The organism is Geodermatophilus sp. SYSU D00708 (assembly GCF_054050115.1).
In genome coordinates, this window is sequence record NZ_JBJGYS010000011.1 from 23,159 (window position 1) to 41,766 (window position 18,608).

At 75.2% G+C, this 18,608-nt stretch carries 18 protein-coding genes and 1 tRNA gene; 8 read left to right on the plus strand and 11 right to left on the minus strand.

The genetic code is table 11. The features are described 5' to 3' along the window. Nucleotides 1-2: 2 nt before the first annotated feature. Entirely contained in the window at nt 3-1,640 is a 1,638-nt protein-coding gene (locus ACI79D_RS11225) for an ABC-F family ATP-binding cassette domain-containing protein (RefSeq protein ID WP_456918488.1), read from the plus strand. 142 nt (nt 1,641-1,782) lie between these two features. Further along, the gene (locus ACI79D_RS11230) at nt 1,783-2,187 is read left to right on the plus strand and encodes a YybH family protein (protein ID WP_456918489.1); all 405 of its coding nucleotides are present in this window, start codon (nt 1,783-1,785) and stop codon (nt 2,185-2,187) included. 7 nt (nt 2,188-2,194) lie between these two features. Here ACI79D_RS11230 and ACI79D_RS11235 read toward each other — a convergent pair whose 3' ends face one another. The 7 genes from ACI79D_RS11235 to ACI79D_RS11265 form a co-directional block, all read right to left on the minus strand. Continuing rightward, nucleotides 2,195-2,902 (minus strand): hypothetical protein, encoded by a 708-nt coding sequence (locus ACI79D_RS11235; RefSeq protein WP_456918490.1) that lies wholly within the window; start codon nt 2,900-2,902, stop codon nt 2,195-2,197. Nucleotides 2,903-2,984: 82 nt separating this feature from the next. After that, nucleotides 2,985-4,172 (minus strand): MFS transporter, encoded by a 1,188-nt coding sequence (locus ACI79D_RS11240; protein WP_456918491.1) that lies wholly within the window; start codon nt 4,170-4,172, stop codon nt 2,985-2,987. 35 nt (nt 4,173-4,207) lie between these two features. Continuing rightward, entirely contained in the window at nt 4,208-4,759 is a 552-nt protein-coding gene (locus ACI79D_RS11245; protein ID WP_456918492.1) for an N-acetyltransferase family protein, read from the minus strand. A gap of 1 nt (nt 4,760) precedes the next feature. Then, nucleotides 4,761-5,879 carry an alpha/beta fold hydrolase gene (locus ACI79D_RS11250; protein ID WP_456918493.1) on the minus strand — a complete coding sequence of 373 codons (1,119 nt, stop codon included), beginning with the start codon at nt 5,877-5,879 and terminating at the stop codon, nt 4,761-4,763. Beyond that, the gene (locus ACI79D_RS11255) at nt 5,800-6,186 is read right to left on the minus strand and encodes a hypothetical protein (RefSeq protein WP_456918494.1); all 387 of its coding nucleotides are present in this window, start codon (nt 6,184-6,186) and stop codon (nt 5,800-5,802) included. Before ACI79D_RS11255 ends, ACI79D_RS11250 begins: the two co-directional genes overlap by 80 nt. A 27-nt stretch (nt 6,187-6,213) precedes the next feature. After that, nucleotides 6,214-7,413, minus strand: coding sequence for an acyl-CoA dehydrogenase family protein (locus ACI79D_RS11260; protein WP_456918495.1), 1,200 nt, complete (start codon nt 7,411-7,413; stop codon nt 6,214-6,216). Further along, the gene (locus tag ACI79D_RS11265; protein WP_456918496.1) at nt 7,410-8,909 is read right to left on the minus strand and encodes a long-chain-fatty-acid--CoA ligase; all 1,500 of its coding nucleotides are present in this window, start codon (nt 8,907-8,909) and stop codon (nt 7,410-7,412) included. The genes ACI79D_RS11260 and ACI79D_RS11265 overlap by 4 nt, the downstream gene beginning before the upstream one ends. Nucleotides 8,910-9,052: 143 nt before the next feature. Here ACI79D_RS11265 and ACI79D_RS11270 point away from each other — a divergent pair, with 143 nt between their 5' ends. Next, entirely contained in the window at nt 9,053-9,823 is a 771-nt protein-coding gene (locus tag ACI79D_RS11270; protein WP_456918497.1) for an SDR family NAD(P)-dependent oxidoreductase, read from the plus strand. Here ACI79D_RS11270 and ACI79D_RS11275 read toward each other — a convergent pair. The 4 genes from ACI79D_RS11275 to ACI79D_RS11290 all read right to left on the minus strand — a co-directional run bounded on the left by ACI79D_RS11275 (nt 9,813) and on the right by ACI79D_RS11290 (nt 11,898). Continuing rightward, on the minus strand, nt 9,813-10,217 hold the full coding sequence (locus ACI79D_RS11275; protein ID WP_456918498.1) for a hypothetical protein: 405 nt from the start codon (nt 10,215-10,217) through the stop codon (nt 9,813-9,815). The two genes, ACI79D_RS11270 and ACI79D_RS11275, sit on opposite strands and share 11 nt — an antisense overlap. Before the next feature lie 87 nt (nt 10,218-10,304). After that, nucleotides 10,305-10,376: transfer RNA gene (locus ACI79D_RS11280), tRNA-Arg, on the minus strand. Nucleotides 10,377-10,435: 59 nt separating this feature from the next. Continuing rightward, complete coding sequence (locus tag ACI79D_RS11285; protein WP_456918499.1) at nt 10,436-11,107, minus strand: DUF305 domain-containing protein; 672 nt, start codon at nt 11,105-11,107, stop codon at nt 10,436-10,438. Continuing rightward, nucleotides 11,104-11,898: a DUF3105 domain-containing protein gene (locus tag ACI79D_RS11290; protein WP_456918500.1), complete on the minus strand. Its 795-nt coding sequence runs from the start codon at nt 11,896-11,898 to the stop codon at nt 11,104-11,106. The genes ACI79D_RS11285 and ACI79D_RS11290 overlap by 4 nt, the downstream gene beginning before the upstream one ends. Nucleotides 11,899-12,076: 178 nt before the next feature. On the opposite strand from ACI79D_RS11290, the gene argS reads away from it, so the two are divergent. The 5 genes from argS to thrB are packed head-to-tail and all read left to right on the plus strand — an operon-like array spanning nt 12,077 to nt 18,555. Then, nucleotides 12,077-13,738: an arginine--tRNA ligase gene (argS, locus tag ACI79D_RS11295; protein ID WP_456918501.1), complete on the plus strand. Its 1,662-nt coding sequence runs from the start codon at nt 12,077-12,079 to the stop codon at nt 13,736-13,738. Continuing rightward, nucleotides 13,735-15,261 (plus strand): diaminopimelate decarboxylase, encoded by a 1,527-nt coding sequence (gene lysA, locus ACI79D_RS11300; RefSeq protein ID WP_456918502.1) that lies wholly within the window; start codon nt 13,735-13,737, stop codon nt 15,259-15,261. The genes argS and lysA overlap by 4 nt, the downstream gene beginning before the upstream one ends. Beyond that, nucleotides 15,258-16,550, plus strand: coding sequence for a homoserine dehydrogenase (locus ACI79D_RS11305; protein WP_456918503.1), 1,293 nt, complete (start codon nt 15,258-15,260; stop codon nt 16,548-16,550). The genes lysA and ACI79D_RS11305 overlap by 4 nt, the downstream gene beginning before the upstream one ends. Next, nucleotides 16,547-17,632, plus strand: a complete 1,086-nt coding sequence (gene thrC, locus ACI79D_RS11310) for a threonine synthase (RefSeq protein WP_456918504.1) — start codon at nt 16,547-16,549, stop codon at nt 17,630-17,632. Before ACI79D_RS11305 ends, thrC begins: the two co-directional genes overlap by 4 nt. Next, nucleotides 17,629-18,555 carry a homoserine kinase gene (gene thrB / locus ACI79D_RS11315; protein ID WP_456918505.1) on the plus strand — a complete coding sequence of 309 codons (927 nt, stop codon included), beginning with the start codon at nt 17,629-17,631 and terminating at the stop codon, nt 18,553-18,555. Before thrC ends, thrB begins: the two co-directional genes overlap by 4 nt. The last annotated feature ends 53 nt before the right edge of the window (nt 18,556-18,608 follow it).

Below are 18,608 nucleotides of genomic sequence, written 5' to 3' on the forward strand. Positions count from 1 at the left end.
CGGTGAGTGCCACCCTCGTCGCCCGCGGGCTGGCCGCCGGTCACGGCGCCCGCGTCCTGTTCTCCGACCTCGACCTGGTCGTCGCCCCCGGCGACGTCGTGGGTCTGGTCGGGGTGAACGGCGCGGGGAAGTCCACGCTGCTGCGCACCCTCGCCGGCGACCTGCCCGCCGAGTCCGGCAGCGTGACGGTCAGCCCGCCGACGGCCACCCTGGGGTACCTGCCGCAGGAGCACGACCGCCGGCCGGGGGAGACGGTGCGCCAGGCGCTGGCCCGCCGCACCGGGGTGGCCGCCGCGCAGGCCGCCCTGGACGCCGCGACCGAGGCGCTCACCGCCGGGGTCGACGGCGCCGACGACGCCTACGGGGAGGCGCTGGAGCGCTGGCTGGCCCTCGGCGGCGCCGACCTCGACGAGCGCGCCGAACAGGTGGTCGCCGACGTCGCGCCCGGGGTCGGCCTCGACGCGGCGACGACCGGCCTGTCCGGCGGCCAGGCCGCGCGGGTGGGGCTGGCCGCGCTGCTGCTGTCCCGCTACGACCTCCTGCTGCTCGACGAGCCGACCAACGACCTCGACCTGGCCGGGCTGGCGCAGCTGGAGCGGTTCGTGACCGACGCCCGCGGCGGCATCGTGCTGGTCAGCCACGACCGCGAGTTCCTCGCCCGGACCGTGACCCGGGTGGTGGAGCTCGACCTCGCCCAGCAGCTGGTGCGGGTGCACGACGGCGGCTACGAGGCCTACCTGGTGGAGCGCGAGGTCGCCCGCCGGCACGCCCGCGAGGAGTACGAGGAGTACGCCGAGACCCGGGCCGGCCTGGAAGCGCGGGCCCGCACCCAGCGCAACTGGATGGCCAAGGGCGTCCGGGACGCGATGAAGAAGTCCAAGGACCCCGACAAGCACGTCAAGAACTTCGCCCGGCAGACCTCGGAGAAGCAGGCGGCCAAGGCCCGCCAGACCGAGCGGCGGATCGAACGGCTGGAGGTGGTCGAGGAGCCGCGCAAGGAGTGGGAGCTGCGGATGGAGATCGCCGCGGCGCCCCGCGCCGGCGCCGTGGTGGCCACCCTCTCCGGGGCGGTCGTGCACCGCGGCGGGTTCACCCTGGGCCCGGTGGACCTGCAGGTCGACTGGGGTGACCGGGTGGCGATCACCGGGCCCAACGGGGCGGGCAAGTCCACCCTGCTCGACGCCCTGCTCGGGCGGGTTCCGCTGGACGGCGGCCGGTCCACCCTCGGCCCGTCGGTGCGGATCGGCGAGATCGACCAGGCCCGGGAGGCGTTCCTCGGTTCGGAGACGCTCCTGGCGGCCTTCTCGGCCGAGGTCCCCGACTGGCCGGCGCCCGAGGTGCGCACCCTGCTGGCCAAGTACGGGCTGACCGCCGAGCACGTGCTGCGCCCGGCCGACACGCTCTCGCCCGGCGAGCGCACCCGCGCCGGGCTGGCGCTGCTGCAGGCGCGCGGGGTCAACGTGCTGGTGCTCGACGAGCCGACCAACCACCTCGACCTGCCCGCGATCGAGCAGCTCGAGCAGGCCCTGGCCGGCTACCGCGGCACGCTGCTGCTGGTCACCCACGACCGCCGGATGCTGGCCGCGGTGGTGACCACCCGGCGGCTCACCGTCGACGGCGGGCGGGTCACCGACGCGTAGGGCGCACACGCCGGGTCACGACCGCACTCCTACAGACGACGCCGCGCCCACCCACGCTGGGCGCGGCGCCCGACCGCGGCGGCGAGGAAGTTGCAGAGGGCTACCGTTCGTCGCTCCGGCACCGGCACGGAGGGAGAGGCCCATGGCCCGCGGCGTCGCACTCGAGGACATCCACCCGGCCGTCGAGGCGGGGTTCAACGCACAGGACGCCGACGCACTGGTGGCCCTCTACGAACCGGACGCCACCCTGGTCATGGTGGACGGCACCACGGTGACGGGGACCGAGGCCATCCGGGAGCAGTACGTGGGGATGCTGCAGTTCGGCGGGCGGATGGCGGTCCGCAGCCGGTACGCGATCGAGGCGGGGGACCTGGCGGTCCTCAGCAACGAGTGGACCTACACCGTGGGCGACGAGTCGATGTCGGCGGTCACGGCCGAGGTCGCCCGGCGGCAGCCCGACGGCGGCTGGCTGTACGTCGTGGACCACCCCTTCGCCAGCCTCGAGGCGGAGGAGCGGGCCGCACTGGAGGCGGCGATCGCCGGCTGAGCGGGCCTCAGCGCGTCCCCAGACCCGAGGGGCTGGGCTCGAGCTGCGCGGCGACGGCGTACTCGGCGAGCGTCGCCAGCTCCTCGGCCGTGGCGCCGTCCCAGGTCAGGGCCGGCAGCGGCCGCACCTCGACGACGACGTCCCGGGCGCTGCCGATCCAGCGCAGCGCCGCGCGCAGGGACCGGCCGCCCGGTGCGGGCGGCGGCGCGCCGCCGTCCCCGGTGTAGCGGAGGACGACGGGGCACACCGCCGCGCCGGTGCCGACGGCGGCGGTGAACAGCTCGGGGGAGAAGCGGCCCAGCGTCGCCGGCCCGCCCGCCGGGAGCTCGGGGCGGACGACGACCTTCGCGCCGTCGGCCAGCGCGGCGCGCACCGCCTCGACGGTGGCCGGAACGGTGGGGCAGGCCACGCCTGCGAAGCGGTCGGGCCCCGAGGTGGCGACGACGACGCCGGGCAGGGCGGTCAGCAGCACCAGCGGGTCGAGCGGGGAGACCGAGTTGGCCACCAGGAGCAGGCCGCGGTCCCGGCCGGCGCGGGGCCACGCCGTCGACGGGGCGCGGACGGCGACGCGCACGCCCAGGCCGGTGAGCAGGCGGGCCGCGCCGCACACCGCCCGGCGCCGGGCGGTCCCGGGGCGGAGTCGTTCGGCGGCGAGCAGGGCGCCGGCGCGCAGCAGGCGGGAGGGGTCGTGGGCCGGCACGGCGGGTCGTGGCACCGGGACCTCCGGAGCGCTCGGGGCCCGGGGCGGGCCCGCGTGCCTGCGAGGGTCGCGGGCGCAGGTGACCGACCGGTGACGCTCAGGGAGCGACCGGAGGGCGGTCGGGGGACGGTCGCGCGGCGGCTCGGCGGGTGAGGAGCAGGGTCAGGGCGGCGAGGGCGGCCAGCCCCGCCAGCAGCGCCGGGTAGGGGACCAGGGCGGCCAGCGCGGCCAGCACGACGGGCGCGGCGAATCCCAGGTAGGTCAGCGCGTAGTAGACGGCGGTGAGCCCGGCGAGCTCCCGCGGCGGTGCGACGCGCTGGGTCTCGAGCAGGCCGGCGACCAGGCAGAGCCCGTACCCGCAGCCCAGGATGACCGCGGCCAGGACCACCAGCACCGGGTGCGTGGTCGCGGCGGCGGCGGCCGCGACCAGCAGCCCGGCCACCACCGCGGCCATCCCGACCGCCGCGGCGCGCCGCGGATCGGCGGCCGCCAGCCGGCGCGCCCTCGGCTGGACCGCGACGCCCGTGCCCAGGGTGACGCCCGCGACGACGGCGCTGAAGGCGACCGTCCACCCCGCGGTGGTGTCGCGCACCAGCCCGGGCAGGACGGCGATCGAGATCGTCGCCACGCCGAACACCCACGGGGCCACCGGGGCCACGTGCCGGCGGAAGCGCGGGTCGGCGGCCGAGGGCACGCGCATCCGCGACCACAGGGAGCCCGACTCCGGGCCCGCGTCGGCCACCGTCTCCGGAGCCCGCCACAGCGGGACCAGCACGGCCAGGGCGACGGCCAGGTGCGGCAGGTAGGCGGTGACCAGCGGCGCGGGCGCCCACTGGGCGATCAGCCCGGCGACGACCGGGCCGAGGCCGAATCCCGCGGTGAGCGCCATCGCCGCCCGGCGGGCGCCGGCTCCGTCCGGAGCCGCCGGGTCCCACGGCGCGGTCGACAGCTCCTCCACCCACGCGCTGCCGGCGGCGAACGCCGCGCCGCTGGCCAGGCCGGCGAGGAAGCGGCCGGCGTAGAGCGCGGCCAGGCCCTCCAGCAGCAGCACCGTCGTCGCGACGAGCGAGACGAGCAGCGCGCCGCGCAGCACCGGGACCCGCCCGTGCCGGTCGGACACGGGGCCCAGCACCAGCAGCGCCGGGATCAGGCCGAGGGCGTAGACGCCGACCAGCGCGTCGACGGTCGCGACCGACAGCCCGCTGCGCTCCCGGTACGCGACCAGCAGGCTGACGAACTGGTTGGCGCCCCAGCCGATGGCGAACAGCGTCGCCGCGACCGGCACCCACGCGCGGCTGCGCTGCCCGGCTCCCCGCCGGCTCAGGACAGGTCCTCGCCGAGCGCCTCGGGCAGCCCGACGGCGCTCATGCCCGACCAGGTGTCCCGGACGTGGTGGGCGAGCACCATCAGGTCGCGCAGCCGGCCCTCGCGGTCGCGGATGTGGTCGACCAGCAGCGCCTCGCCGCTGAACCCGAGGTCGGTGAACAGCGCCAGGGCCGCGCCCTGCTCGGCGACCACCTCGACGACGAGCTTGGTCAGCCCGTCCTCGACCGCCTGCACGAGCGCGTGGCGGGCCAGCGTGCGGCCCAGCCCGCCGCCGCGCGCGCCGGGCGCGACGACCAGCCGCACCTCGCCGACGTGGTCGGACCAGCCGGGCAGGCGGAGCACCGCCACGTAGCCGGCGACCTGCCCGCCGTCGTCCAGGACCACCCAGCGGCGCACGCCGGGGGTGCCGCCGGCCGCCCAGCCGCGCACCACGTCGGGGTCGGTGACGTCCTCGCGGATGAAGGTGCGGTCGCCCTCGGGCAGGGCGGTGAAGAAGCCCAGCAGCGCGTCGCAGTGCGCGTCGGTGAGCTCGGTGACGGCGGCCACGTCAGGCCTCCTCGGCGGTCGGGGCGACCGGCTCGCTGCGCCGGCGGAGGAAGTCGATGATCGTCGGCACCGTCGTCCGGGCGGCCGTCCGGCCGACCACCAGGCCCATGTGCCCGGCCGGCAGCCGCAGCTCGTGCTTGTCCGCCGCACCGACCAGGTCGACCAGCGGCGCGGTCGCCTCGGGCGGGACGATGTGGTCCCGGTCGGCGCGCACGGTCAGGAACGGCACCCGGATGTCGGACAGGTGCACGCGGTCGCCGCCGACGGTCAGCCGGTCGGTGACCATCCCGTTGTCGCGCACCAGCATGCGCACCGTCTCCTCCGCGGCGGCCCCGGGGAAGGGCACGTGGTCGTCCGACCAGCTGGTCATCGCCTGGTAGGCGGCCACGTACTCGTCGTTCCAGAGCCGCTCCCAGAGGGTCACGTACCGGGTGACCTCCGCGGTGGGGGTCAGCGCCCGGAAGCCCTGCAGCACCACCTGCGGCGGCACGTTGCCGTCGGCGTCGAGGACGTCGCGCACGTCGAGCCCGCCGACCCGGAACAGGTCGGCCAGCGGGCCCATGTGGCGGAAGTCGACCGGGGTGGCCAGCACGCTCAGGCTGCGCAGCGGCGCGTCGGGGTGGTGGGCGGCGTACAGCAGGGCCAGGTCGCCGCCGAAGCAGTAGCCGAACAGGTTGACCTCGTCGGCGCCGGAGACCTCCAGCACCCGCTGCACCCCGGCCGGGACGTAGTCGTCGACGTAGTCCTCGAGGGTGTTGGCCGCGTCCCGCGCGTCGGGCTCGCCCCAGTCGAGCAGGTACACGTCGAACCCGGCGGCCAGCAGCTGCTCGACGAAGCTGTTGCCCGGCGTCAGGTCGAGGATGTAGCTGCGGCTGACCAGGCTGAAGACGATCAGCAGCGGCGGGGAGTGCCGCACCCCGCCGTGGGTGTCGGGGTCGTTGCGGTAGTGCCACAGCTGGGTCCGGCCGCGCTGCCAGACGACGTCCTTGGGGGTCTGGCCCACCCCGGGACGGTCGACCCCGGCGACCAGCTTGAGGCCGTTACGGGCGCGGAGGGCGTTGCGCTCGACGTCGCGGCGGACGCGCTCGAGGAGGGTCTGCGGGCTGGGGACGGTCGGCATGGTCCTCCTCGGCGGGACGGCGCCGCGCGGCTTCCAGCTGCAGGGTCAGCCGGCGGACCTCCCGGTCCAGCGCGCCGACCTGGGCGCGCAGCCGGCTGACGTCGGTGCCGGCGGGCAGGTTCAGCAGGTGCCAGGCCCGGGTGGTGACCCCGCGGGCGGAGTCGCGGGCCAGGGTCGTGGCGCGCCGCACCAGCGCGGCGCCGATCGCGAAGGTCTCCGTGCGGACGAACTCCTCGGCGCGCGGGGTGACCCGGCGCTCGGCGGCGTCGAAGGCCTGCCGCCACAGCGGCGGGCGGGTGTCGGCCATGCGGTCTCCCTCCCGGACGTCGGCGGTTCAGGTGAAGGCGCCGACCCCGGTGATGTCCCGGCCGACGATGAGCGTCTGCACCGTCTCGGTCCCCTCGAAGGTGTGGATGGCCTCGATGTCGGCCATGTGCCGGATGACGTGGTTCTGCAGCAGGATCCCGTTGCCGCCGAGCAGGTCGCGGGCCTCGGCGAGGATGGCGCGCGCCGTGCGGGTGTTGTGCATCTTGGCCAGCCCGGCGACGGTGGGGGACAGCCGCCCGGCCTCGGCCAGCCGGCCGATCTGCATGCAGTACAGCTGCATCCCGGTGAGGTCGGCCAGCATCCGCACCAGCCGCTCCTGCACGATCTGGAAGCTGACCAGCGGCTTGCCGAACTGCCGGCGCTCCTTGGCGTAGGTCAGCGCGGCGTCGTAGCCGGCGGTCGCGTGGCCCAGCGCCATCCAGGCGCAGGCGCCGCGGGTGGTGGCCAGGACCCGGCCGGTGTCGGCGAAGCTGTGCGCCTCCTGGAGCCGGTTCTCCTCGGGCACCCGGACACCGCGCAGCTCGATCTGGGCCTGCCAGACCGAGCGCAGGGACACCTTCCCGGTGATGACCGTCGCCTCGTACCCCTCGGCCGGGGTCTCGACGACGAAGCCCTTGACCTTGCCGTCCTCGGTGTCGCGCGCCCACACGATCACCAGGTCGGCCAGCGAGCCGTTGCCGATCCACCGCTTGGCGCCGTCGATCACCCAGCTGTCGCCCTCGCGGCGGGCGGTGGTCTCCAGCGAGACGGAGTCCGAGCCGTGGTGCGGCTCGGTGAGCGCGAACGCCCCCAGCTTGTCCAGCGTGGCCATCTTCGGCAGCCAGCGGGCCTTCTGCTCCTCCGAGCCGCACATGTCGATCGACTGCATCGCCAGCCCGGCGTGCACGCCGACGAACGTGCCCAGGCTGCCGTCGCCGCGGTGCAGCTCCATCTGCACCAGCCCGGCCGCCATCGGGCTCATCCCGGCCGCGCCGTGCCCGGTGATGCTGCCGCCGACGATGCCCAGCTCCGGCAGCCGGCGGATCAGCGGCCACGGCACCTCGGCCTTCTCCCAGTACTCACCGGCGACCGGCACCACCTCCCGGTCCACGAACCGGCGGACGGCGATGAACTTCTCCCACTGCTCCTCGGTGAACTGCTCGCGCACCGAGAAGAAGTCGGTGCCCAGGGCCTCGCCCAGGTGGCTGGTGTCCAACTGCTGCGTCACTTCGCGACCTCCGCGGGGACCTCGACGGCGCGGCGCAGGATCTTGCCGGTCGGCCCCTTGGGCAGGGCGTCGACCAGCCAGACGTGCCGCGGGTACTTGTAGGCGGCCACCCGCTCCTTCACCCAGGCCTGCAGCTCGGCGGGGTCGGCCTGCGCGCCGGGCTTGAGCGCGACGGCGGCGGCGACCTCCTCGCCCAGGTCGGGGTGCGGGACGCCGACGCAGGCGGCCTCGGCGACCGCCGGGTGCTCGTAGAGCGCCTCCTCGATCTCCCGCGGGTACACGTTGTAGCCGCCGCGGATGATCATCTCCTTCTTGCGGTCGACGATGGCGTAGTAGCCGTCGGCGTCCCGGCGGGCGAGGTCGCCGGTGCGGAACCACCCGTCGGGGATCGCCTTCGCCGTCTCCTCGGGCTTGCGCCAGTAGCCCTTCATGACGTTCTCGCCGCGGATGGCGATCTCGCCGACCTCGTCCGCGCGGACGTCGCGGCCCTCGTCGTCGACCAGGCGCATCTCCACGCCGCGGATGGGCGTGCCGATGGTGCCGGGCTTGCGCTCGGCGTGCGGGTGGTTGAACGAGGCGACCGGCGAGGTCTCCGACAGCCCGTAGCCCTCCAGCACGATGCAGCCGAAGGCCTCCTCGAAGCCGCGCATCACCTCGACCGGCATGGCCGAGCCGCCGGAGACGCACAGCCGCAGGCTGGCGACGTCGTACCGGTCCCGGTCGGGCTGGTGGAGCATCGCGGCGAACATCGTCGGCACGCCCTCGAACACCGTCACCCGGTCTCGCTGGACGACCTCCAGCGCCTTGGCGCCGTCGAACCGAGGGAGCAGGGTCAGGCACGCCCCGGCCAGGACGGCGGCGTCGAGGGCGCAGGTCAGCCCGAAGACGTGGAACAGCGGCAGGCAGCCCATGACCACGTCGTCCGGCGTGCCCTCCAGCAGCGTCTCCTGCGTGGTGCGGGCGTTGCCGCGCAGGTTGGCGTGGGTGAGCTCGGCGCCCTTGGGCGGTCCGGTGGTGCCCGAGGTGTAGAGGATCACCGCGGTGTCGGCGTCGTCCCGGTCGACGACCGCGTCGTCGTCCGGACCGCTGAGGGCGTCGCCGACGTCGGCCGGCCCGACGGGAACCGCCTCGATGCCGACGACGCCGGCCGCCTCGGTGGCCGCCGCGGCGACGGAGTCCAGCGCGACGACCAGCCGCGCACCGGAGTCGCGCAGGTAGTACTCGACCTCCCGCGCCTTGAGCAGCGGGTTCATCGGGACGACGGCCGCCCCCGCCATGAGCCCGCCGTAGAACACGACCGGGAAGCTCAGCACGTTGGGCAGCACCATGCCGACCCGGTCGCCCGGGGTCACCCCGCGCGCCCGCAGGCCCGCGGCCACCCTCGCGGCGGCCCGCCGGAACCCGTCGTAGGTCAGGACGGCGTCGTCCATGCGGAGGGCCGGGCGGTCGCCGTGCCGGGCCGCCGTGTCCACCAGGTGCTGCGCGAGGTTGGCCACGGTGCCTCCCTGCTCTCGGGACTGGGTCGCACCCCTACCCGGCCTCGTTGTGGTCCACCCCTCACTTGCGGTCGCGGTGGCGGCCGGGCGCGCCGCACGACAGGCTCGCCAGCGGGACCGACACCGACGACGGGAGCGCCGCAGTGGCTGGCAGGACGATCCTCGACATGTTCCGGCTCGACGGCCGGGTGGCGATCGTGACCGGGGCGTCGTCCGGGCTGGGCGCCGTCTTCGCCCGGGCCCTGGCCGAGGCCGGCTGCGACGTCGCGCTCGGCGCCCGGCGGGAGGACCGCCTCGGCGACACCCGGGCGGCGGTGGAGTCGGCCGGCCGCCGGGCGATCACCGTGCGCACCGACGTCTCCCGGCCCGAGGACTGCCAGGCGCTGGTCGACGCCACCATGGCCGAGTTCGGCAAGGTCGACGTGCTGGTCAACAACGCCGGCGTGGGCACCGCCGTCCCGGCCACCCGCGAGACGCCCGAGCAGTTCCGCCAGGTCATCGACGTCAACCTCAACGGCTGCTACTGGATGGCCCAGGCCGCCGGGCGGGTGATGCAGCCGGGCAGTTCGATCGTGAACATCTCGAGCATCCTCGGCCTGACCACGGCCGGCCTGCCGCAGGCGGCCTACGCGGCCAGCAAGGCCGGGCTGATCGGTCTCACCCGAGACCTCGCCCAGCAGTGGACCGGCCGCAAGGGGATCCGGGTCAACGCGCTGGCGCCGGGGTTCTTCGAGTCGGAGATGACCGACCAGTACCCCGAGGGCTACATCGAGGGCCAGATGGCCCGGGTGCTGGCCGGCCGCAAGGGCGACCCCGACGAGCTGGCCGCGGCGCTGGTGTTCCTCGTCAGCGACGCGGGCGGCTACGTCACCGGGACGACGCTGCCGGTCGAGGGCGGGCTGCTCACCAGCTGACGACGTCCGGCGGGCCGGCCCCGCCGGTGCAGTCGAGGACGCGGTCGTCCGGGGGAGGGGGGACCGCGGCCGCGCCGCCGAGGGCCACCGGCCGCGGCCGGCGGGGCTGCCGGGCGCCGCTGCCGCCGCCCCGGTGCGGGTAGACGAGCACGCCGCTGACCGGGTCCGGTGCGGCGTCGAGCGCGGCGCGGACGACCGGCGCCGAGCGGAACGCGTCCCGCCGCCGCTCGTCGGCGAACACGAACTCGAGCACGACGCCCCACCGGTGCTCGTGCTCGTCCCAGAAGAGGGCGCCGCCGGTCACCGCGGCCTCGACGAGCCGGTCGTGCCAGGAACGGGCCCAGTCGGCGGCGGAGGTCGGACCGTCGAGCACCTCGAACGTGATCCAGTCCACAGCGGCCCGCACGCTACGCCGGTGCCGCGGAACGCGACAGGCCCCGTGACCACCGCTGTCGCGGCGGCCACGGGGCCTGTCGTGGGGTGCCCCCGGCAGGATTCGAACCTGCGCACCCGCCTCCGGAGGGCGGTGCTCTATCCCCTGAGCTACGGGGGCTCTGCGGTGGGGCAGGGAGAAACCTACCAGCCCCGCCCGGCGCACCGGACGGCGGTGCGTCAGGGAGCCGGCAGCGGGGTGCCACCGCGGGCGGTGAGCATCCCGGTCATCGTCGACGTCTCGGCGGTCTGGGTCTCGGCGATCGTGCGGGCGAGGGTCGCCACCGCGGGCACGGCGGCGTGCTGGGCGGCGTACTCGGCCATCTCCCGGCCACCCTGGTGGTGGCGGATCATCAGCTGCAGGAAGCGGACGTCGAACGCCGTGCCGGTCAGCCCGCGCAGCTCGGTGAGCTCCTGCTCGGTGGCCATCCCGGGCATCAGGGCGCCGGGTGCCGTCTCGTGCGCGCCGTGGCCGCTGTCGGCGCCCATCCACGACATCGGGTCGCCGCCCGACGGCGGCAGCCCCCACAGCGACAGCCAGCCCTGCATCCGGCCGACCTGGTTGGTCTGGGTGGCCGAGATGTCGAACGCCAGCTGGTGGACCTCCGGGTCGGTGCTCACCTCCAGGGCGACGTTGGCCATCTCCACGCCCTGCAGGTGGTGGACGGCCATGTCGCGGGAGAACCCGGCGTCCACCGAGTCGGCGGTCGGGGTGGCGGGGGCGTCGTCCCGGCCGACGCCGAGCGCGACCGCCGCTCCGCCGCCGAGCAGCAGCAGCCCGACGGCGATGACCGCGAGCAGTGCCGTCCGCAGCCCGCGGCCCGTCGCCTGCGGCGCGTCGCCGCCGGTCACGGCGTGCCGGTCTCCGCCGCGGCCGTGGGAGTGGTCGGGGCGTCGGTGGTCATGGCGCTGGTACCGCGGCTGCTGTCGTCGACGGTCAGCGGGTCGCTGACGAACTGGGGGTTCTCGCAGCTGGCGCCGACCTCGGGGTAGAAGTCGGGGTTGAAGGTCATGAAGTCGGCGAACTGCTCGATCCGCGGGTCGTCGACCGAGTCGACCTTCAGCTGGTGGTTCCAGGACTGCAGGCTGATGGGGGAGTCCAGGCCGGCGTAGGGGGAGAGCATCCGGCCGGACTCACTGGCGACGGCGGCCAGCGTGTCGACGTCGGCGCCGGAGACCCGGTCCGGGTCGTAGGTGATCCACACCGCGCCGTGCTCCATGCTGTGGACGGCGTTCTCGTGCCGGATGTCGACGTCGTAGACCGTGCCGGTGCAGTCGGCCCACTCGCCGTCGTGCGGCCCGCCCACCGGCGGGGACTCCTCGTACTGCACGGGCGTGGTCACGTGCTCCTGCCCGGCGGCGTAGTCGAACGTCGAGACCCCGGAGATCTCGTCGACGGAGTCCACCCGGGCGGCGTCGGCCTCGTTGACCTGCACCACCGCGTAGGTGATGACCGCGGCGGCGAACACCACCACGGCGACCGCGGCCGCGATCAGGCCCCAGGGCCGCTGCGGGCTGACGACGTTGGTGACCGGCGGGCGGGTGCGCCCGCCCTTCGCGGCCGGCCGGCTGCCCGAACCGGAGCCCGGCGTGCCGGACCCGCCGCGCGCGCGGCCGTCCTGGGGCTTACGGTCCTTGGCCACGGCCTGCTCCTCGTGCTCGTCGGGGGGTGCTGGGGCCGGGCGGGCGCGCCGGGCCCGGGGACGAGCCCGGCGCCCGCCCCCTGAGGACTCCACTGTAGGTCGGCGACCTGTCAGCCCCGGGCACGCGCGCGCCCGGAGGGCCGCAGAGCGCGCGATCGGCGGTCAGTACGCTCGTGCGGTGACACCGGAGCAGTTGCGCGACGTCGTCCGGACCGCCGTGGCCGCCGCCGTCGAGCGCGGCGTGCTGCCCGTGGCGGTCCCCGACGACGTGCTCGTCGAGCGTCCCAAGAACCCCGAGCACGGCGACTACGCCACCAACGTCGCGCTGCGCCTGGCCAAGCCCGCCGGTAAGCCGCCGCGGGCGGTCGCCGAGGTGCTGGCCGAGGAGCTCCGCGCGCACCCGGGCATCGCCGCCGTCGACGTCGCCGGCCCCGGCTTCCTCAACATCACCCTCGCGCAGGGGGCGCTCGGGCGGATCGCGGTCGAGGCGGTCACCGCGGGGGAGACCTTCGGGCGGACCGGCACCCTCGCCGGGCAGCGGCTGAACCTGGAGTTCGTCTCGGCCAACCCGACCGGGCCCGTGCACATCGGCGGCAGCCGGTGGGCCGCGGTCGGAGACGCGATCGGCCGGCTGCTGGAGGCCAGCGGCGCCGACGTGACCCGCGAGTACTACATCAACGACGCCGGCGCGCAGATCGACCGGTTCGCCCGCAGCCTGCAGGCGGTCGCCAACGGCCGGCCGGTCCCCGAGGACGGCTACGGCGGCACCTACATCGCCGACATCGCCTCGCAGGTGGTCGCCCTGGAGCCCGACGTCCTCGGCCGGGACGACGAGGAGCAGTTGCGCGTCTTCCGCGACCGCGGCGTGGCGCTGATGCTCGACGAGATCCGCCGGTCGATGCAGGACTTCGGCGTCGACTTCGACGTCTGGTTCAGCGAGAAGTCGCTCTACGACGCCGGGGCGGTGGACAAGGCGCTGGTCCGGCTGCGGGAGCAGGGGCACGTCTACGAGGCCGACGGCGCCGTGTGGCTGCGGACGACGGACTTCGGCGACGACAAGGACCGCGTGCTGGTCAAGGCCGACGGCGAGACGACCTACTTCGCGTCCGACTGCGCCTACTACCTGGACAAGCGGGCCCGCGGCTTCGACCGGGTCGTGATCATGCTGGGTGCCGACCACTCCGGCTACGTCGGCCGGTACAAGGCGCTCGTCGCCGCGGCCGGGGACGACCCCGACAGCCACCTCGAGATCCTCATCGGGCAGCTGGTCAACCTGCTGCGGGGCGGCGAGCCGGTGCGCATGAGCAAGCGCGCGGGCACGATCGTGCTGCTCTCCGACCTGGTCGACGCGATCGGCGTGGACGCCGCCCGCTACGCGCTGGCCCGCGCCTCGGTCGACCAGCAGATCGACATCGACGTCGACCTGTGGAGCCGGCAGACCAACGACAACCCGGTCTTCTACGTCCAGTACGCGCACGCCCGCATCTCCTCGGTGCTGCGCAACGCCACCGACCTCGGCCTGGGGCTCGGCGAGGCGGGTGCCGTCGATGCCGCGCAGCTGACCCACGAGCGGGAGAACGACCTGCTCCGGGCGATCGGGGAGTTCCCGCGGGTGCTGACGTCGGCCGCCGAGCTGCGTGCGCCGCACCGGGTGGCCCGCTACCTCGAGGAGCTGGCCGGCACCTACCACCGGTTCTACGACACCTGCCGGGTGCTGCCGCGCGGCGACGAGGAGCCGACGCCGCTGACCACCGCCCGGCTCTGGCTGTGCGCCGCGACCGCCGTCGTCCTGCGCAACGGCCTGGGCGTGCTGGGCGTGAGCGCACCGGAGCGGATGTGAGAGCGCACCCGGCCGGTCCCCTCCACGGCAACATCGCCCCGCCTCCCGCGGCCGGGCCGCCCCCGGCCGACCTCGGTGGCCTCGACCCGCAGGTGTGGCCGCGCTCGGCGACCCGGGTCGACGGCGAGCTGCACCTGGGCGGCCGGCCGGTGACCGAGCTCGCCCGGGCGCACGGGACGCCGCTGTTCGTCCTCGACGAGGCCGACTTCCGCGGCCGGGCCGCCGACTTCGCCGCCGCGTTCGAGGGCGCCGACGTCCACTACGCCTCCAAGGCCTTCCTGTGCGGCCAGGTGGCCCGCTGGATCGCCGAGGACGGCCTGCACCTGGACGCCTGCTCGGGCAACGAGCTGGCCCTGGCGCTGGCCGCCGGCTTCCCGGCCGAGCGGATCGCGCTGCACGGCAACAACAAGTCGCTCGTCGAGCTGCAGCTGGCCGTCGACGCCGGCATCGGGCACGTCGTCCTGGACTCCTTCGACGAGATCGAGCGGCTGGTCCCGCTGGCCGCGGCGCGGGTCGCCGCCGGCGGCGCGCCGGTGCCGGTGCTCATCCGCGCCACCGTGGGCATCGAGGCGCACACCCACGAGTTCATCGCCACCGCCCACGAGGACCAGAAGTTCGGCTTCTCGCTGGCCACCGGCGACGCGCTGACCGCCGCGGTGCGGGTGATCCGTGAGCCGGCGCTGCGGCTGACCGGGCTGCACAGCCACATCGGCTCGCAGATCTTCGACACCGCCGGCTTCGAGGCCGCCGCACACCGCGTGGTGGGGCTCATGGGGCAGGTGCACCAGGCGACCGGGCAGGTGCTCGAGGAGCTCAACCTCGGGGGCGGCTTCGGCATCGCCTACCTCTCCGACGACGACCCGGTCAGCCCCGCCGACGTCGCCCGGCGGCTGCGCGCGGTGGTCGAGGCCGAGTGCGCGATGGCCGGCCTGCCCGTGCCGCGGCTGGCCGTCGAGCCCGGCCGGGCCATCGCCGGCCCCGGCACGGTCACCCTCTACGAGATCGGCACCATCAAGCCGGTCCGGCTCGGGGCCAGCGGCACACCGGGGGCGCCGCTGGTGCGCAACTACGTCTCGGTCGACGGCGGGATGAGCGACAACATCCGCACCGCCCTCTACGACGCCGCCTACACCTGCGTGCTCGCCAACCGGGTCTCCGACGCCCCTCCGGCGCTGTGCCGCGTCGTCGGCAAGCACTGCGAGAGCGGCGACATCCTGGTCCGCGACCTGTGGCTGCCCTCGGACGTGCAGCCCGGCGACCTGCTGGTGGTCGCGGCGACCGGCGCCTACTGCTGGTCGATGGCGAGCAACTACAACTACCTGCTCAAGCCGCCGGTGGTCGCCGTGCGGGACGGCGTCGCCACGGAGGTGGTCCGGCGTCAGACACTGTCGGACGTGTTCGCCCTCGACGCCGTCCTCGCCGACGTCCCCGCCCCCTCGCCGGCGATCGACCAGCCCGCGCCCGAGCACCCGGCGGGGGTCCGGTCGACCGGCCCGCGAGTCGGCGCGGAGGCGCAGTCGTGACCACGCCCCTGAAGGTGGCCCTGCTCGGCTGCGGCACCGTCGGCAGCGCCGTGCTGCGGCTGCTCGGCGAGCAGGCCGAGGACCTCGCCGCCCGCATCGGCCGGCCGGTGGAGGTGGCCGGGGTCGCCGTCCGCCGTCCCGACCGGCACCCCGACGTCCCGGCGCACCTGCTCACCACCGACGCGCACGGGCTCGTCACCCGGCCGGACGTCGACCTCGTCGTCGAGGTGATCGGCGGCATCGAGCCGGTGCGCTCGCTGCTGCTGGCCGCCTTCGAGGCCGGCAAGTCGGTGGTCAGCGCCAACAAGGCCCTGCTCGCCGACGACGGCGTCGAGCTGCACGCGGCCGCCGCCAAGGCCGGGGTCGACCTCTACTACGAGGCCGCCGTGGCCGGCGCGATCCCGCTGCTGCGCCCGCTGCGCGAGTCCCTGGCCGGGGACCAGCTGCGCCGTGTGGTCGGCATCGTCAACGGGACGACGAACTACATCCTGTCCCGGATGGCCGAGACCGGGCACGGGTTCACCGAGGCGCTGGCCGAGGCCACCGAGCTCGGCTACGCCGAGGCCGACCCGACCGCCGACGTCGACGGCTTCGACGCCGCGGCCAAGGCGGCCATCCTCGCCTCGCTGGCCTTCCACACCGAGGTCACCGCGGCCGACGTCCACCGCGAGGGGATCTCCACGGTCACCTCGACCGACGTCGCCCGCGCCGCCGAGATCGGCTGCACGGTGAAGCTGCTCGCCATCTGCGAACGTGTGCCGGGAGAGGGCGGGGACTCCGTCGCCGTCCGCGTGCACCCGGCGATGATCCCGACGACGCACCCGCTGGCCGCCGTCGGCGGGGCCTTCAACGCCGTCTTCGTCGAGGCCGAGGCCGCCGGGCAACTGATGTTCTACGGCCAGGGCGCCGGCGGTGACGCCACCGCCAGCGCCGTCCTCGGCGACCTGGTGGCCGTGGCGCGCAACCGGGTCGCCGGTGTCGCCGGCCCCGGCACGACCACGTACGCGGGCCTGCCCGCCCGGCCGATCGCCGAGACACCCACGCGGTACCACGTCAGCCTCGACGTCGCCGACAAGCCCGGCGTGCTCGCGACGGTCGCGCAGGAGTTCGCCCGGCACGGGGTCAGCATCGCCACCGTGCGGCAGGACGGGCGTGGGGACGCCGCGACGCTGGTCATCGTCACCCACAGCGCCCCCGACGCCGCGCTGTCGGCGACGGTCACGGCGCTGCGGGAGATGCCCGCCGTCCGGGCCGTGACCAGCATCCTGCGTGTGGAAGGACTGTCATGACGACGCAGCTGCCCGTGCGGGGCACCGTCTCGCCGCTGTGGCCGGGGCTCATCGAGGCCTACCGGTCGCGGCTGCCGGTCAGCGACAGCACCCCGGTGGTGACCCTGCAGGAGGGGGCGACCCCGCTGGTGCCGGCGCAGGAGCTCTCCCGCCGCACCGGCTGCGAGGTCTACCTCAAGGTCGAGGGCGCCAACCCGACCGGGTCGTTCAAGGACCGCGGGATGACGATGGCCATCACCAAGGCCGTCGAGGAGGGCTCGCAGGCGGTCATCTGCGCCTCCACCGGCAACACCAGCGCCAGCGCCGCGGCCTATGCCGCCCGGGCCGGCCTCGTCTGCGCCGTCCTCGTGCCGCAGGGCAAGATCGCGCTGGGCAAGCTGGCGCAGGCGCTGGTGCACGGCGCCAAGCTGCTGCAGGTCGACGGCAACTTCGACGACTGCCTCGCGCTGGCCAGCAAGCTGGCGATCGACTACCCGGTCAGCCTGGTCAACAGCGTCAACCAGTACCGCATCGAGGGGCAGAAGACCGCCTCGTTCGAGATCGTCGACGTCCTCGGCGACGCCCCCGACGTCCACTGCCTGCCGGTGGGCAACGCCGGCAACATCACCGCCTACTGGCAGGGCTACCGGGAGTACGCCGCCGACGGGACGGCGTCACGGACGCCGCGGATGTGGGGCTTCCAGGCCGCCGGCGCGGCGCCGATCGTCAGCGGGCAGGTCGTCGAGCACCCGCAGACGATCGCCACGGCCATCCGCATCGGCAACCCGGCGTCCTGGACCAAGGCGCTGGCCGCCCGCGACGAGTCCGGTGGGCGCATCGACGCGGTCACCGACCGGGAGATCCTCGCCGCCTACCGGCTGCTGGCCCGCAACGAGGCGGTCTTCGTCGAGCCGGCGTCGGCCGCCTCGGTGGCCGGCCTGCTCAAGGTGGCGCAGGCGGGCGGGCTCGAGCCGGGGCAGCGCGTCGTCTGCACCGTCACCGGCAACGGCCTCAAGGACCCGGAGTGGGCCATCTCCGGCGCACCGGCACCGGTGACCGTGCCGGTCGACGCCGCCGTCGCCGCCGCGCAGCTGGGCCTGTGACCCCGGACTCCGCCCCGGCCGTGCGGGTGCGCGTGCCGGCGACCAGCGCCAACCTCGGCCCCGCGTTCGACTGCGCCGGTCTCGCGCTGGCCCGCCACGACGTGCTCGAGTTCGCCGTCGAGCCGGCCGGGCTGACCGTCGAGGTCTCCGGCGTCGGAGCCGGTGAGCTGCCGACCGACGAGTCGCACCTGGTCGTCCGCGCCTTCCGCGCGGCCTGCGCCGAGCTGGGCTGGACCCCGCCGGGGCTGCGGGTCAGCGCCGAGAACGGCATCCCGCAGGGGCGGGGGATGGGCTCGTCGGCGGCGGCGGTCGTGGCCGGCGTGCTGGGCGCGTGGGCGCTGTGCCCGGAGGTCGACGCGGTCGACGACGCCGCCGTGCTGCGGCTGACCACCGAGCTGGAGGGGCACCCCGACAACGTGGCCGCCTGCCTGCTGGGCGGGGCCACGCTGTCGTGGATGACCTCGACCGGGGCGCGCGCCGAGCGGCTCGAGGTGCACCCGGACGTCGTCCCCGTGCTGTTCGTGCCGGACGCGACGCTGTCGACGCACGTCGCGCGCGGACTGCTGCCCGACGCCGTCCCCCACGCCGACGCCGCGTTCACCGCCGGCCGGGCCGCGCTGCTGGTGCACGCGCTGACGACCGCGCCCGCGCTGCTGCGCGAGGCGACCGAGGACCGGCTGCACCAGCGACAGCGGGCCGCGGCGATGCCCGCGTCGATCGACCTGGTGGACCGGCTCCGGGCCGCCGGCCACGCCGCGGTCGTCTCCGGGGCCGGACCGACCGTCCTCGTGCTCGCGCACGGCCCGGCCGACGCCGCCGAGGTGGGGAATCTCACCCCGGAGGGGTGGACGGGGCTGGCCCTCGACGTCGACCGGACGGGTGCCTGCGTGCTCGCAGGTCAGCCTCAGGTATCTTCTCGGTAACGAGGAACACACCCGTGTCGGACGGTGTTGTCGTGTCCGTGAGCGCGGTTTAG

What these genes read in the sequence shown, in the direction of transcription:
- ACI79D_RS11250 (WP_456918493.1), bottom strand. Translation starts at nt 5,879, where the DNA reads ATGCCGACCGTCCCCAGCCCGCAGACCCTCCTCGAGCGCGTCCGCCGC.
- ACI79D_RS11255 (WP_456918494.1), bottom strand. Translation starts at nt 6,186, where the DNA reads ATGGCCGACACCCGCCCGCCGCTGTGGCGGCAGGCCTTCGACGCCGCC.
- thrC (WP_456918504.1), top strand. Translation starts at nt 16,547, where the DNA reads ATGACGACGCAGCTGCCCGTGCGGGGCACCGTCTCGCCGCTGTGGCCG.
- ACI79D_RS11230 (WP_456918489.1), top strand. Translation starts at nt 1,783, where the DNA reads ATGGCCCGCGGCGTCGCACTCGAGGACATCCACCCGGCCGTCGAGGCG.